Origin of the sequence: Vibrio gazogenes, assembly GCF_023920225.1 — a bacterium.
Lineage (GTDB): Bacteria > Pseudomonadota > Gammaproteobacteria > Enterobacterales > Vibrionaceae > Vibrio > Vibrio gazogenes.
Genome location: NZ_CP092587.1, coordinates 2,092,304 through 2,106,704 on the forward strand (window position 1 = coordinate 2,092,304; position 14,401 = coordinate 2,106,704).

Here is a 14,401-nt window from a genome sequence, read left to right on the forward strand (position 1 = left end):
TGAATTACTTGAACTGTTTGAGGAAACGCAGATCATTTTCGAAAAATGCCCGCAGATCATTGACCCCGTAACGAAGCATCGTCAGACGCTCAATCCCGATTCCGAAAGCAAATCCGGAATATTTTTCAGGGTCAATACCAACACTACGCAAGACATTCGGGTGAACCATGCCACACCCTAATATTTCAAGCCATTTCCCGTTTTTCCGTTTCACATCAACTTCTGCTGACGGCTCAGTAAACGGGAAGTAAGAGGGACGGAAACGAACTTCAAGCTCTTCTTCAAAGAAGTTACACAAAAAGTCATGCAAGATGCCTTTCAAATGCGCAAAATTCACATTTTCATCAATCAGCATACCTTCCACCTGATGAAACATCGGTGTATGCGTCTGATCATAATCGTTCCGATAAACACGGCCAGGGGCAATAAAGCGTAGCGGTGGCTGGCTGGCTTCCATCGTTCTGATCTGTACACCAGACGTATGGGTACGGAGCATTAACTTAGGATTAAAGAAAAAAGTATCGTGATCGGTTCTAGCCGGATGATCTTCTGCAATGTTCAGTGCATCAAAGTTGTGGAAGTCATCTTCAATTTCCGGACCGGACTCAACGGTAAAGCCAAGTTCACCAAAAAAGCTTTCAATGCGCTCAATCGTCCGAGTAATCGGATGAATGCCACCATTCTCAATCCGGTGTCCCGGCAGCGTGACATCAATGGTTTCAGCAGCCAATTTTTGTTCTAATTCTACACGCTGTAGTGCTTCTTTTCTGGCAAAAATAGCCTGCTGAACCGTATTTTTGGCAGCATTGATTTCCTGACCGGCAGTTCGGCGCTCTTCTGGGGGTAATTTACCCAGATTTTGCAACTGAGCAGTCAGCTCACCCTTTTTTCCCAGATACTGAACACGAACTTCATCCAATGCATTCAGCGTGTCAGCAGCCTGAATTGCCGCACTTGCACTGGCAATAATCTCTTGTAGATGTTGCATCGTTTCCTCATCTGCCTTGCTTGGCAGTTCCCACAAAGGTTCTTTCGGTTTCCCGAACAATTTTTAGGTCTAATAAAATAGCTATACATAGTACCCAAAGCGGCTTATAAAGCCAAATTGTAATCGTTTTTCATGTGGTTATTGAGCAATAATTCGACAGAGTTTGATGACAAAAAATTAACGACTAGGGTTTTATTGAAAAATCTTTTCGGAAGAATAGGATGACATCAGGGCTTTGGTAGATGGTATATGACGGATCGAATCAAAACAGGATCATCAAAATCCAACAAAAGATAATAAGTTGTGCGGAGACGAACATTGAAATATTGAATTATTGAATTATTGAATTATTGAATTAAGAAGAGAGATGAACTGAAATTTGGAGCGACATACGAGGTTCGAACTCGTGACCTCAACCTTGGCAAGGTTGCGCTCTACCAACTGAGCTAATGTCGCATTGTCTTTGATGGTGCCCCGGGCCGGACTTGAACCGGCACAGCGCGAACGCCGAGGGATTTTAAATCCCTTGTGTCTACCAATTCCACCACCAGGGCAGAGCATATCAAAGCATTACCTCACTTGAATGATTCCTAAAAGGCAATCACCACTGAGGAACGAGAGGTACTTTACTGGATTCAAAATTTTCGTCAACAAGAAAATCCACCATGATGAACTGTATGGCTAAAAATCGGTCTATTTCCTCATTTTCTATGCGTTTCCTCATGCTGATTTGTCTTGATCAGCTGCGATATGAGGCGATCCAAGATACATCTGAGGGTTGAATAGTGTGACGAAGTTCACCAAAAGAACAAGTTTCAGACGGTCTGTCCTGGCCCATTCCATTCGATATCATAAGTTGATGCCTGACTGAGCGAAATTCGGTGTTTTTTAGCTTGTCGATAGAGTTCTGAAAAACTCAATACGGGGGCGAATATCGACAATTCTTTGTGATGGCGCTTCATGACATTTTTACCCGCAAAATAGCCTTGCCATGTTTGATATCGAAATAACGACGTCACACCACCGGCTAAAAACACCATCGCACCGAGATGATAAAGTGATGCGAGTTTTGGCTCAGAGAACACAAAATGGGGCACGACAGATTGACAAAATGGCGCGACCAAATGCAACCCACTGGTTGCCCGCGGGTTACACTCAATCACATATAAACCGTGCGAGTCACGCATAAAATCAAATGAAACCTGCCCGTGATAACCAAATCGCTGTCCAAATGCGCGCATAAATTGTTCGATTGCCGGATCATCAATGGGCTGAAAAGCACTGGCCGCAGACTGATTGACACACAGTCTCGGTTGATAAGCCTGATGAATCTGCATTTGCCCGTTCTCAAACAAGGCATAGTTACAAATCGGCTGACCCACTATTTTTTGTTGTTGAACCCAAGGCACATCGGTCGATATGTTGATCTGTGCCAAGGCTGGTGGTGTGACATCACAGATCACTTGTGCGCCAAAACGAGAATAAACCGGCTTCAATACGGTCTCCGAACCACACACCACATCATGGCGATCAGTGACTAAATGAGTCGCTGGCAGCACGACGTTGGGCAGTCCGGATAAAGCTTCAAAGACTGTCAATTTATTGTGTAATACCAGTAATAATTCTGCATCCGGCATGAACCAGTTCACATGGGGTCTTTGCTTTACGAGCTCAGCGAGAAAAAACACTTCTTCACAGGTCGGTACGACCATATCAATATCAAATTGATCAATGATATCGAGTATCTGCGTCTGGTAATCAGCAAAAGAAAACCGAGGTGAACTGGTTTGAATATAATCTTCAATCTGCTTCAGAAATGATCCCAACGGTTGTTTTAAAGCATCGGTCATGACCACCCGATGTCCCTGACGACAGAAAATGTTTGCCCACTCTAATGCCACTGGTGCACGCGCGCCGGTAATCAAGACTTGCATTCATTCACCACTCGTCGTTGTTTATTCATCGGGTGCCAGTCAGGCGGTGGTGCATATTCACATGTTACAGACACCTGCCCCAATCGCTGTAACAACCCCGATAACGCCTCCTGAATCACTAGATGAAACTGGGGAGCAGCTTCAATCTTTAAGTGATTGGCGCTGGTTTGGGTAATGCGATAATCCACGCGTTCTTCTATCGCCACTGTGACCGCGCGATAGACCAGATCCGGTAATACGACGGTCTGTGCCCCACCCTGCTCTAACACCAGACAATCACCACAGCGTCCGGCAATCGCACCGAGCGGCTCGAATGGCGCGTCATCTTGTTTCGCAGCAATCACATCATCAAGCTGATAACGAATGATCGGCTGGGTTCGGCGCCGGAAATCGGTAATGATCGGGCTGTAATGGGTTTTTTCCGGATTTAACCAATGCTTCTCAATATGAACGATATCCTGATTCCAACGCATCTGCCCTTGCATATCCGTACAGGCAAGAAAACCTTCCGTACACTGATAAACTTCATGAAGTTCACTGGCAAATGTCTGCGTTATCAGGGTGCGGTCAACGGGGGTTAAGACTTCTGCCCCGGAGATGATGCGTGCAGGAGACATCTTCCGCTCACCGAATGTCCCACTGTACATTGCGCAGAATTGCAATGCCTGCGCACTGCCAATCAGGAGTGTGGGCTGAAAACGATCCAACGCCCGAATCCAAACCTCATAAGGTTGATTTAAATCCGCGTAAAAGAACTGAATCGGCCCTTTGGCAACGGATTTATATAACGGGCTATTTGCTCGGAGTGCCAGCGCAATCCGATGTTTCTGCCATAGATGAGGCAGTAGCTTGGCAAGTATGTTACCGGCCCACAGCTGTTTTTCGCGGTCATCAGCCAAAAAGAGTCCTCGTTGGCCCGAGGTTCCCGAAGAGAGCCCGATCGTTACATCATTGACAACCGATTGTTCAAACCGTCGTGATTGCTCCGCTTCGAGTGCAACTGACATCAACTGATCTGTTTTTAATCCACGGGTATTGATCGTCTCCAGATTCGCCATCATTAGCGATTTATTCATGATGGGAAATGCTTCAAGCGGCTGATTACGGAACGACTGATAAAAAGGTGAATGTTGACAGACCCACTGCAAGTGGCGCTCTAGCTGTTTGTCTTGCCAAGACAGCACTTGGGAGCGAGAAGCAAACCGATGATAGCGTGCAAAAGCAAACTGACGTAACAAGGTGATCATCGTAGCCATCCTTGCTCACAGAGTGCCCGAATACTGGTCAGGCAATGGGAAGGCACAAACTGAATCTCCGCTTTAGCAAGTCGATAACATAACCTCAATTGTGCCAATGTCTGACGGTATGCTTTGGTGTCTTCACAGATAATATTCGCCAGCCAGTGCTGATCCAGATTGTCACTGAGGCTCTCAATCAACCAACAGGCATCGGCTAACAAGAATACCCATTGCGCCTGCAATCGGACTAACATCCCCATCTGCCCGGCAGCATGTCCGGGCAAGCTGACCAGATAGAGTGAGCCGTCATCAAACAAGTCTTTACAATACAGCTCAACACCGTGAAGCTGTGGTAAAAGTTCCTCGATACGGCGATCAAATCGATCATGAAAGTGCAACTGTTGGTGAATATCATCCGGAATCAGTTGACGCAAATACCCTTTCCTGACGCCGCTAAAACGACCTCGATGCTTGATCGCATCAAACCCCGTTTTTGAGCAGTGGATCGCAGCATGGCCAAATTCACTCATCGCAGCGATATGATCGGCATGGAAATGAGACAACACCAAATGGTTCACTTGCGGTGTATCAATCCCTATGCGACCAAGCTGCGCAGTAATATCTTCTCCATGTTGCAAATGGCACGGTGTTGTCCATGCATAAAACCTTTCCGGAAAGGTGCGCGTCGCATCGAAGAAATGCTGATGATATCCCGTATCAAAGAGCACATAGCCCTGCTCAGGGTGCTTGATCAAAGCCACCGCAGCGGGAAAAGCCCTTGGCTTGAGACCACTGCCGGGTTTGACGACAAACCCCGGATGAACACAATAGCCACCTTCAAAGATTCTGAGTTGCAAACCATCTGACATATTGCTCGATTCCTTGGTTGATTGTGACATGTGGCTGATAACCTAATATTTCTCTGGCTTTCGTGATGTCCAGCGTCTGGTGGTGATGGAGAAGTCCGGCGCTATAGTGAGTCAAACGGGGCTCAGGATGAGAAGGAAGCCGCTGACGGATCCATTCATTCAACGTCAAGAGTGGCCGCAAAACCGAATACGGGAGTCGCCGAATGGTCACCGGATGATTCAGGGCAGTCAGTAACTGTTGCAACAGCATCTCAACAGGCATCGGTTCACCGTTACTGATATTGAAAATTTCCCCGTGTGACAAATCTTCAATTTGGGTGCAGGCCAGCATCGCAGCATGGGCAACGTTATCAACACACGTTAAATCAACCACCGGATTACGGCCTGATGGTAACAGCAACTGCCCGCAGAATACGCTACTCAGCACTCGGGGAATGATCGCTCGGTCATTCGGTCCGAAAATACCACGCGGACGTAAAATAATACTTTTGACTGGATTATTCTCGACCACGCGTTCCGCGAGATATTTCGTTTTCGCGTAGTCATTACACCATTGACGCGCCAGCGCATCTTTCTCGGTAATGGCCCATCGGTCAGCATAGTCAAAATAGACACTGGTGGTTGAGATATGAACCAGACATGACACATTCTGAATTCGGGCCGCTTCAACAAGATTCTGGGTTGCCGCAACGTTCGCTTGAAAGAATTGCTCGTAAGTTCCCCAAGGGCTGGATAAAGCGGCACAGTGAATGATGGCATCCACGCCCTGACAAGCCTCTATCAACGCTGCCCGATCATTTAAATCCAGTAAATATGCGACGGCATTATAGTCGCGTTCCAGCTGACGCGCGATATCAGTATTTCTGGCGATAAAACGGAGTTGGTGCTGCTGATGGAATAACCGTATCAGCGCACTACCCAACATACCGCTGCCGCCGGTAATGAGAATTTTCATAGATAAATCAATCCCATCCCAAGTGATAGTCCGGCAGCAGAACCGATCAGTAATACACTTTTGCCCTTCGTATCCGGCTCATTTCTCAGCAGATGGAGATTAATAGGAATGGAAGCGGCAACCTGATTGCCTAACGTTGAAAAACGGTTGACGACTTGCGAGGCAGAAAACCCTGTCATTTGGGGCATTTTTTCTAATGCCCGGAAGCTCGCCTGATGCGGCAGTAAATAATCAATATCGTCTTGTGTCATCTGTGCCTGAGCCAACCCATGTTGCAGAAACGCCGGTAAGACCTGAACCACCTTGCGAAATAAATTTTTACCATCCATAAAAAACCGACAAACATTGAGATTCTCATCGTGAGATATTCGATGAGGATTAAGAAAACTACCTCCGCCCGGGATCTGACAATATTGATATCCCGAATGATGGGTTTCAAAGCGACGAGTAACTAATCCGGGGCTCTGCTCATTGGCCGCAAGTAAAAATGCAGCAGCACCGTCGGCAAATAACGTCGCAATTTCTTTCTGGGGAGGAAAAGAGCGATTTAACGTAATTCCCGTTGCGACTTCACTCGTCACAATCAGAATTCGTTGATAACGCTTTGCCAAAAAAAGGCTGTGGGATAGATCCAATGCCGTTAAGAATGACAAACAGGTGCTATTTAAATCAAAGCTTTCGATACCGGACGGTGCATCAAGGGCGGCAAGTAATGCGGAAGCATCATAGGGTAACGATTGATGATGTGTCCCGCTGGCATAAATGACCAAATCAATATCAGAGAGACTGAATTCGGTCTGACTGAAACAATCTTCGACTGCCCTGCGTCCCATCTCGATCGCACTTTCCGTGTCTCCGGCAACATGTCGGTACTCAACGCCAAACCTTTTTTTGGCCGTCCCGGTGGGCAGTGCCAGAAAAGCGTCCATTTGCTCCGAAGACCACCGATTTTTAGGTAAATAGATACCACTAGAAACAATATCGAATGCCATAAGTTCTCATTACACTAAAATAAAAAACAGTGTTCAAAATACTATGAGGGACGATGTAAGTCTAGTCTGTTTCATCGGTTGTCATCACAATATGGGTCAAGTTCACATTCTGATTGACTGATGTGATAAACAAAAAACAGGGGAAATGAAACGCCGATAAGGGATATTGAAACAGATTCACGATAGTGACATGTTTTTATCAGAAAATGAAAAATGAAGTTCAGGCAAGAAAATCTGGAGCGACACACGGGGTTCGAACCCGTGACCTCAACCTTGGCAAGGTTGCGCTCTACCAACTGAGCTAGTGTCGCATTGAAATCTCAGAAGAGAATGGAGGCGCGTCCCGGAGTCGAACCGAGGTCCACGGATTTGCAATCCGCTGCATAGCCACTCTGCCAACGCGCCAACTTTTGTATCGAAAAGATAAAATCACCATCTCTGATACGGGTTCGCATTCTACGGATTCACCCAATCCAGTCAACAAAATTTTTTGCTTTTTGAATCATTTGCCTATTTTACACTCAAATGTTGTAAGCTTCGCCGATCTGCCCGACTTGACCGGTCAGATTCTTCTTCTGACCTAACAATTTCAACATTCAACTGTTGCGATATACAGCGGTTATTTCTATGGTAATGTCATCCATTTGTGAATAGGTGAAAACGCCATGAAATTTACTACACAACTGCTTAATGAACTTAACTTACTGCTTCAATTTGATCTGAATAGTCGTGATACAGGTATTAAAGTCCACAAAACTGCTGAAAAGAAAGTCCAAGATGCCGTTGAAGCCCTCTATCGGAAAAACCTATGCACCCACCCGGACGGTGGTTATTTAACCGATGAAGGTATCGAAATGGCTCAGGATGCCGATCGCATTCTCCGAGTACTGGCTCCGGAACCGGAATAAAAAACAAACATGATGAAACATATCACAATCATTGGTGCCGGCTGGCTTGGTTTACCACTGACACATCATTTATCTGATTCTTGCCGTGTTTTCGCCAGTAAAACCACACCGGCCGGAGCCGATGCCCTGAAACTTGAGGGCATTCGCAGTTTCTGCTTTCATTTCGAACAGTCCGAAAGCCCCTTATCCGACAAACTGATCGCACAGCAGGCTGAAGTCGTGATTGGCTGCTTTCCGCCTGGATTCAGACAGAATAAACAGGATGAATACGCGCATTATTGGAGCTGTCTGGTCGAACAGTGCAAAATCGCACAAGTGAAAAAATTAATCATGATCAGTACGACCGGTGTTTATCCCAACCATCCCGGAGTGATGACAGAACAAGATGCAAACCTGACCCTCGCGCAAGATAATGCTGATTTCAGTACATCAGCCCGAGTCTTACTTACGGCAGAGCAGCATGTGATCGATAGTGGGCTCGACTATGCAATCCTGCGCTTTAGCGGATTAATCGGTCCCAAACGCCATCCGGCTCGATTTGTCCCTAAACTCAAACAAGTCAGTTCACGTGCACCCGCCAATATATTGCATCTTGATGATGCCATTGGCAGTGTTCGTTATATTCTCGAACAAGAACTCTCCGGGATTTTTAATGTCACAACGCCGGAAACCGTCAGCAAAGCAGAATTTTATCAAGCAGCACTAGACACCGTGTCATCAGAAGCGGCTTTGCCACCGATTGTCGCGCAAGAAGATAAGCAAATCAGCGGTGATAAACTTTGCCGTTGCGGCTATTCATTCCATTATCAGCACACGCTGGATGCACTCCGTTACCTATAATCTTTTCAAGAAGGGGCCAATCACAGACGCCCCAATGCCTCTTTATAGTGTTTCCGACAGACGGAGACATAACGGTCATTACCACCAATATCAACCTGAGCACCTTCGGCAATCGGTTGTCCTTGAGCATCGACACGTACCACCATATTGGCTTTTTTACCACAATGACAGATGGTTTTCAGTTCAACTAACTTATCAGCCCAAGCTAACAGATGCTGACTTCCCGGAAAGAGTTCACCTTTAAAATCAGAACGCAGCCCATAGCAAAGCACTGGGATACCAAGTCGATCCACGACATCTGTCAACTGATACACCTGCTCTTTCGATAAAAACTGGCATTCGTCGACTAAAATACAGTCGACTTTCATCTGCTGATGTAATTGATCGACTTCCTCAAACAAATTGGAAGACTCGCGAAAAAGATAAGCCTCTTCCTCCAACCCGATTCGGGAGCTGACTTTACCCACTCCGAATCGATTATCAATGGCTGCGGTATAAATCACGGGATTCATGCCTCGCTCCCGGTAGTTAAAAGAAGACTGAAGGAGTGTGGTCGATTTCCCTGCATTCATTGCAGAGTAATAAAAATACATCTGGGCCAAAGTATTTTCCTGTGTTCATTACCAGACAATTCAAATATGCATAAAAATACCTATGCAAATCGTTTCTTTTCTTAGCGCCGAATACGAAAAAGGTGGCAATAAGCCACCTTTGTTACATCATGCCGCTGAATCAAACATTTTCCGCTTTAGCGCGTACAGCAATCGCCAGCTCTTCAAGTGCCGCAGGGTTTGCTTCACTTGGTGCTTCAGTCATCGGGCAAGCTGCCGCGGTGGTCTTCGGAAATGCAATCACATCACGAATATTCTCGGTACCACAAAGCAACATGACCAGACGGTCAAAACCAAAGGCTAAACCTGCATGAGGCGGTGTACCGAATTTTAGTGCATCCAACAGGAAGCCGAACTTCCGGCGCTGCTCATCTTCTTCGATCCCTAGAATATCAAACACAGCGGTCTGCATTGCAGAGTCATGAATACGCACCGAGCCACCACCGACTTCATAGCCATTCAAGACCATGTCATAGGCATTTGAGTTTACATTGGCCGGATTGGCTTTCAGCTCATCAGCCGTGACACCTAATGGTGAAGTGAACGGATGGTGCATCGCATGAAGTTGCCCTTCATCGTCTTCTTCAAACATTGGGAAATCAACCACCCATAACGGTGCCCAGGCAGACTCATCTGTCAGTGATAAATCTGTACCCAGTTTTAATCGCAATGCACCCAATGCTTCTGATACAACATTAACTTTATCGGCACCAAAGAGAATGATATCGCCGCTTTGAGCCTGCGTACGTTCCAGAATCGATTCAATCACGGATTCAGACAAGAATTTAGCCACAGGAGACTGAATGCCTTCCATGCCGGCTGCGCGATCATTGACTTTCAGCCATGCCAACCCTTTCGCACCGTAGATCGAGACGAATTCACCGTACCCATCAATCTGTTTACGCGTCAAGCTTGCGCCACCCGGTACACGAATCACGGCAACCCGACCTTTAGCATCATTCGCAGGACCGGAAAAGACTTTAAACTCAACCTCTTTGACTAAATCGGCGATATCGACCAATTCCAGCGGGTTACGCAAATCAGGCTTATCGCTACCGAAACGACGCATCGCTTCACTATATGGCATCACTGGGAATGTGCCCAAATCGACATCCAGCAGTTCCTGCCACATTTCCCGGATCATTTTTTCGGTCACTACACGGACTTCGTCAGCGGTCATAAATGATGTTTCAATATCGATCTGAGTGAACTCAGGCTGACGATCGGCTCGTAAGTCTTCATCGCGGAAACACTTCACAATCTGATAGTAGCGGTCAAACCCTGACATCATCAGCAATTGTTTAAACAACTGTGGTGACTGAGGCAACGCATAAAATTTACCTTTATGAACCCGGCTCGGCACAAGATAGTCGCGCGCCCCTTCCGGGGTGGCTTTCGTCAAGACCGGTGTTTCGATATCGAGAAATCCCTGCCCATCGAGGAAGCGGCGCACAAAGCTGGAAGCCCGCGCACGCAATTTGATGCGATCACTCATTTCCGGACGGCGTAAGTCCAGATAACGATATTTCAAACGCTGTTCTTCAGAGTTTTTCTGATTAGAGTCCAATGGCAATACATCAGATCGGTTGATAATTTCCAGCTGAGTGGCAAGAATTTCGACTTCTCCGGTTGCCATATCGCGATTAACCTGAGAGTCCGGACGTGCTCTGACTTCACCGATCAAACGAATACAAAACTCACTACGCAGTTGGTTCGCAACCTCAAAGACATCTGCCATATCAGGGTCAACAACAACCTGAACCAGCCCTTCACGATCTCGCATATCAATAAAGATCAGTCCGCCCAGATCCCGACGACGATTCACCCAACCACAAAGTTCTACATTCTGCCCGACAAGGGACTTGTTTAGGTGACCACAATAATGGCTACGCATAATGAGTTTCCCAATTTCCAATAACTGATTCAAATCTTCACTGCCCGCTTGTATATCCAGACCAGCGGACAACAACAAAATATCCTAAATAACCGTGCGACTGTTCAACCAAACTATTCAACCAAGCTATTCAACCAAGTAATTCCGACATACAATGCCGAATCAATATTTGATAATAACGTTGCATTGGATCTCGCAGTATTTGATGACTTGGTAAACCTTGAAGATCATCGCTGCACCCATGACTCAGTCGCAATCGTCACCGTGTACGTGTATAACGGTGTAAAGAAATAGGCGCTGATTATAGCGCTAAAAGACCGGCTTCTTCAAAACGATATCGCGCATTTGACACAATTTAAATTGAAAAAATGACAAACACACTTCCTATTCGACTCGGACTCACGCTCTGGTCACACCCACAATGGCAGCAAACCCTGTATGGGCGAGGAACGGCCGTTTCCGAGAGACTCGAAAAATATGCTCAAGTTTTTCACACTGTCGAAGGGAATACAACATTCTATGCATCCCCTTCACCGACCACTGTTGCCAATTGGAAAGCAGCAACCGGACCAGACTTCAGGTTTACCTTTAAATTACCGAAACAAATTACACATGAATTGATGTTGAGTGGCTGTGAAGATTTACTGAACCATTTCATGCAGTTGATGGCGCCTCTTCACGAACGGGTTGGTCTATGGACGATTCAGCTCCCTGCAGCTTTCAGTCCGGCCCATTTTCCTGCATTGCAACGTTTCTGTCGTTACTTCCCGGCTGATTATCCTCTGGGCGTCGAAGTCCGTCATCCGGCATTTTTTCACAAAGGCCCCGAAGAAAAACAGTTTAATCAATGGCTGGTCGAAACTCAGACGGATCGAATTATCATGGATAGTCGCCCCGTGTTTTCAGCAACACCGGACAACGATGTGATCATCGATGCACAAAAGAAAAAACCTCGGGTTCCCGTCCATGCCATTGCAACGGCGAATCGTCCGATGATTCGTTTTATCGGCCACCCGGAGATTGCGGAAAATGATGCTTTTTTCTCGGCGTGGATCCAAAAACTCCCGACATGGGTCGCACAAGGTAAACAGCCCTACCTGATGATTCATACGCCGGACAACCAATTGGCTCCTGAACTGTCGCTGCGCCTTTATCAGCAGTTGCAACAGCATATCGCACTCCCTGAGCTCCCCTCTTTTCCCGGAGCGGATACCGATAACCAGATCAGCATGTTCTAACCCGCTCATGATGACAATCACTCGGTTATTGCATAAAATACGCCCCTTTTCTTGGTTCCGCCCCCGATGGGCGGTTTGTCATAGAGATATCACGAGGCTTACATGAGTCATAAAGACACCATCTATTCAGCACCGATTCAACAGGTCGGAGACTTTACATTCGATGAGCGGGTTGTTGAGGTCTTCCCTGATATGATTCAGCGTTCCGTTCCCGGTTACAATAATATTATTTCTACAATCGGGATGCTGGCTGAGCGCTTTGCCAAACCCAATACCAATGTTTATGACCTTGGCTGCTCTCTGGGTGCGGCTACGCTCTCGATGCGTCGCCATATTCATCACGAAGGCTGCCACATTATTGCGGTCGATAATTCATCAGCCATGGTTGAACGTTGTCGCATGCATATTGAAGCGTATCGCTCCGATACAGCGGTTAAGGTGATTGAAGCCGATATCCGGGACATTGAGATCACCAACGCCTCGATCGTCGTACTGAATTTTACCCTTCAGTTTCTCTCTCCGGATGATCGCAGCCAGTTATTGGAAAATATCTACCGTGGGTTACGTCCGGGCGGCATTCTGATCTTATCTGAAAAGTACAGTTTCGCTGACACGACAGCCAATGATCTGCTCATCGATTTACATCACGAATTCAAGCGTGCCAATGGCTACAGTGAGCTGGAAATCAGTCAGAAACGCAGTGCCATTGAGAACGTTCTACAACCGGATACCATTGAAACCCACAAAAATCGTTTCGCCCAAATTGGTTTCAGTAGTTTTGATGTTTGGTTTCAGTGTTTTAACTTCGGTTCGATGTTTGCTATCAAATGATATTTGCCGCTCAAATAGAGTAGGCAACCATGGTTTACTCTACGTCAGGCGGGACACTCCCTTTCTCTGCTGAGAATATTTCCAGTTTTATTTTTCGTTCGCAGGATACTCGATTCAATGTTTAATTTTGCTAATTTTTATCAGCTCATCGCGCAAGATCAACGCCTCCAGCCATGGCTGAATGTTTTACCTCAGCAACTGACGGATTGGCAAAACGATTCACACGGAGATTTTGAGCGCTGGCTCCGATCATTGAATAAGCTCCCGACTTTCACCCCTGATCAGGTTGAGCTGAAAACTGAGGTTGCCATCCGGAATCAGACGCCCTTGCCAGCCGGAGAACAGAAGAAGCTGGAAAGCCTGCTGAAAACATTCCATCCATGGCGAAAAGGGCCTTATCACATTCATGGTATCCATATTGATACAGAGTGGCGTTCAGATTGGAAATGGGAGCGTGTTTTGCCGCATATTTCTTCGCTGAAAAACCGAAATGTGCTCGATGTCGGCTGTGGTAATGGCTACCATATGTGGCGGATGTTGGGAGAAGGTGCCCGTTTGTGTATTGGTGTCGACCCATCTCACTTGTTTCTGATTCAATTTGAAGCAATACGACGGTTAATGGGCAATGACCAGAGGGCCCATCTATTACCATTAGGTATCGAAGCGCTTCCCAAACTAGAAGCATTTGATACGGTATTTAGTATGGGGGTGCTGTACCACCGTCGTTCACCGTTGGACCATTTATTACAGTTGAGAGATCAACTGGTTGCGGGTGGAGAATTAATACTGGAAACGCTGGTTATCGAAGGGGATGAAAGCGCGGTGTTAGTTCCGACGGATCGCTACGCGCAAATGCGAAATGTGTACTTCTTTCCTTCGGCACTGGCGTTAAAAGCGTGGTTGGAGAAATGTGGATTTATTGATGTCGTCATTGCCGATGAAAACGAAACATCAACAGAAGAACAACGCACAACCACATGGATGACACATAACTCATTACCTGACTATCTGGACCCGGCGGATCCGAAGAAAACAATTGAAGGCTATCCAGCACCGAGAAGAGCGATTCTGATTGCCCGTAAACCATAATTGACATACATCTA

The 14,401-nt window shown here is 46.5% G+C and carries 13 protein-coding genes and 4 tRNA genes; 5 read left to right on the forward strand and 12 right to left on the reverse strand.

The features are described 5' to 3' along the window. Window positions 1-4: 4 nt before the first annotated feature. The 10 genes from pheS to MKS89_RS09280 all read right to left on the reverse strand — a co-directional run bounded on the left by pheS (window position 5) and on the right by MKS89_RS09280 (window position 7,381). Entirely contained in the window at window positions 5-988 is a 984-nt protein-coding gene (pheS, locus tag MKS89_RS09235; protein WP_072958543.1) for a phenylalanine--tRNA ligase subunit alpha, read from the reverse strand. Window positions 989-1,368: 380 nt separating this feature from the next. Further along, a tRNA-Gly gene (locus MKS89_RS09240) sits at window positions 1,369-1,444 on the reverse strand. An 11-nt stretch (window positions 1,445-1,455) separates the two neighbouring features. Next, window positions 1,456-1,542 (reverse strand) — tRNA-Leu (locus MKS89_RS09245). A gap of 261 nt (window positions 1,543-1,803) precedes the next feature. Continuing rightward, window positions 1,804-2,922, reverse strand: coding sequence for an ATP-grasp domain-containing protein (locus MKS89_RS09250; RefSeq protein ID WP_072958546.1), 1,119 nt, complete (start codon window positions 2,920-2,922; stop codon window positions 1,804-1,806). After that, on the reverse strand, window positions 2,910-4,169 hold the full coding sequence (locus MKS89_RS09255; protein WP_072958549.1) for a F390 synthetase-related protein: 1,260 nt from the start codon (window positions 4,167-4,169) through the stop codon (window positions 2,910-2,912). The genes MKS89_RS09250 and MKS89_RS09255 overlap by 13 nt, the downstream gene beginning before the upstream one ends. Then, complete coding sequence (locus tag MKS89_RS09260) at window positions 4,166-5,029, reverse strand: MBL fold metallo-hydrolase (protein ID WP_072958552.1); 864 nt, start codon at window positions 5,027-5,029, stop codon at window positions 4,166-4,168. Before MKS89_RS09260 ends, MKS89_RS09255 begins: the two co-directional genes overlap by 4 nt. Beyond that, complete coding sequence (locus MKS89_RS09265) at window positions 4,998-5,984, reverse strand: NAD-dependent epimerase/dehydratase family protein (RefSeq protein ID WP_072958555.1); 987 nt, start codon at window positions 5,982-5,984, stop codon at window positions 4,998-5,000. Before MKS89_RS09265 ends, MKS89_RS09260 begins: the two co-directional genes overlap by 32 nt. After that, window positions 5,981-6,976 carry a ketoacyl-ACP synthase III gene (locus tag MKS89_RS09270; protein ID WP_077316458.1) on the reverse strand — a complete coding sequence of 332 codons (996 nt, stop codon included), beginning with the start codon at window positions 6,974-6,976 and terminating at the stop codon, window positions 5,981-5,983. Before MKS89_RS09270 ends, MKS89_RS09265 begins: the two co-directional genes overlap by 4 nt. A 235-nt stretch (window positions 6,977-7,211) precedes the next feature. Beyond that, window positions 7,212-7,287: transfer RNA gene (locus tag MKS89_RS09275), tRNA-Gly, on the reverse strand. A gap of 20 nt (window positions 7,288-7,307) precedes the next feature. Continuing rightward, a tRNA-Cys gene (locus tag MKS89_RS09280) sits at window positions 7,308-7,381 on the reverse strand. 260 nt (window positions 7,382-7,641) lie between these two features. Here MKS89_RS09280 and MKS89_RS09285 point away from each other — a divergent pair. Both MKS89_RS09285 and MKS89_RS09290 read left to right on the forward strand, forming a co-directional pair. After that, window positions 7,642-7,884: a TIGR02647 family protein gene (locus MKS89_RS09285; protein ID WP_072958557.1), complete on the forward strand. Its 243-nt coding sequence runs from the start codon at window positions 7,642-7,644 to the stop codon at window positions 7,882-7,884. A gap of 12 nt (window positions 7,885-7,896) precedes the next feature. Next, on the forward strand, window positions 7,897-8,724 hold the full coding sequence (locus MKS89_RS09290) for an NAD(P)H-binding protein (RefSeq protein WP_072958844.1): 828 nt from the start codon (window positions 7,897-7,899) through the stop codon (window positions 8,722-8,724). 20 nt (window positions 8,725-8,744) lie between these two features. On the opposite strand, the gene MKS89_RS09295 is transcribed toward MKS89_RS09290, so the two are convergent. Together MKS89_RS09295 and aspS are read right to left on the reverse strand one after the other, a co-directional pair. Then, on the reverse strand, window positions 8,745-9,326 hold the full coding sequence (locus tag MKS89_RS09295; protein WP_072958560.1) for a thymidine kinase: 582 nt from the start codon (window positions 9,324-9,326) through the stop codon (window positions 8,745-8,747). A 130-nt stretch (window positions 9,327-9,456) separates the two neighbouring features. Beyond that, window positions 9,457-11,229, reverse strand: coding sequence for an aspartate--tRNA ligase (gene aspS, locus MKS89_RS09300; RefSeq protein ID WP_072958847.1), 1,773 nt, complete (start codon window positions 11,227-11,229; stop codon window positions 9,457-9,459). A 368-nt stretch (window positions 11,230-11,597) separates the two neighbouring features. Between aspS and MKS89_RS09305 the strand changes: the two genes are divergently transcribed. The 3 genes from MKS89_RS09305 (at window position 11,598) to cmoB (ending at window position 14,387) form a co-directional block, all read left to right on the forward strand. After that, entirely contained in the window at window positions 11,598-12,467 is an 870-nt protein-coding gene (locus tag MKS89_RS09305; protein WP_072958563.1) for a DUF72 domain-containing protein, read from the forward strand. 102 nt (window positions 12,468-12,569) lie between these two features. Further along, on the forward strand, window positions 12,570-13,298 hold the full coding sequence (gene cmoA / locus MKS89_RS09310) for a carboxy-S-adenosyl-L-methionine synthase CmoA (protein ID WP_072958565.1): 729 nt from the start codon (window positions 12,570-12,572) through the stop codon (window positions 13,296-13,298). A gap of 117 nt (window positions 13,299-13,415) precedes the next feature. Beyond that, entirely contained in the window at window positions 13,416-14,387 is a 972-nt protein-coding gene (gene cmoB / locus MKS89_RS09315; RefSeq protein WP_072958568.1) for a tRNA 5-methoxyuridine(34)/uridine 5-oxyacetic acid(34) synthase CmoB, read from the forward strand. Window positions 14,388-14,401 lie beyond the last annotated feature (14 nt).

Bases quoted from the DNA above. Each gene is read 5' to 3' on its own strand.
- MKS89_RS09265 (WP_072958555.1), bottom strand. From the start codon at position 5,984: ATGAAAATTCTCATTACCGGCGGCAGCGGTATGTTGGGTAGTGCGCTG.
- MKS89_RS09260 (WP_072958552.1), bottom strand. From the start codon at position 5,029: ATGTCAGATGGTTTGCAACTCAGAATCTTTGAAGGTGGCTATTGTGTT.
- aspS (WP_072958847.1), bottom strand. From the start codon at position 11,229: ATGCGTAGCCATTATTGTGGTCACCTAAACAAGTCCCTTGTCGGGCAG.
- MKS89_RS09255 (WP_072958549.1), bottom strand. From the start codon at position 4,169: ATGATCACCTTGTTACGTCAGTTTGCTTTTGCACGCTATCATCGGTTT.
- MKS89_RS09250 (WP_072958546.1), bottom strand. From the start codon at position 2,922: ATGCAAGTCTTGATTACCGGCGCGCGTGCACCAGTGGCATTAGAGTGG.
- MKS89_RS09285 (WP_072958557.1), top strand. From the start codon at position 7,642: ATGAAATTTACTACACAACTGCTTAATGAACTTAACTTACTGCTTCAA.
- MKS89_RS09290 (WP_072958844.1), top strand. From the start codon at position 7,897: ATGAAACATATCACAATCATTGGTGCCGGCTGGCTTGGTTTACCACTG.
- pheS (WP_072958543.1), bottom strand. From the start codon at position 988: ATGCAACATCTACAAGAGATTATTGCCAGTGCAAGTGCGGCAATTCAG.
- cmoA (WP_072958565.1), top strand. From the start codon at position 12,570: ATGAGTCATAAAGACACCATCTATTCAGCACCGATTCAACAGGTCGGA.
- MKS89_RS09270 (WP_077316458.1), bottom strand. From the start codon at position 6,976: ATGGCATTCGATATTGTTTCTAGTGGTATCTATTTACCTAAAAATCGG.
- MKS89_RS09305 (WP_072958563.1), top strand. From the start codon at position 11,598: ATGACAAACACACTTCCTATTCGACTCGGACTCACGCTCTGGTCACAC.
- cmoB (WP_072958568.1), top strand. From the start codon at position 13,416: ATGTTTAATTTTGCTAATTTTTATCAGCTCATCGCGCAAGATCAACGC.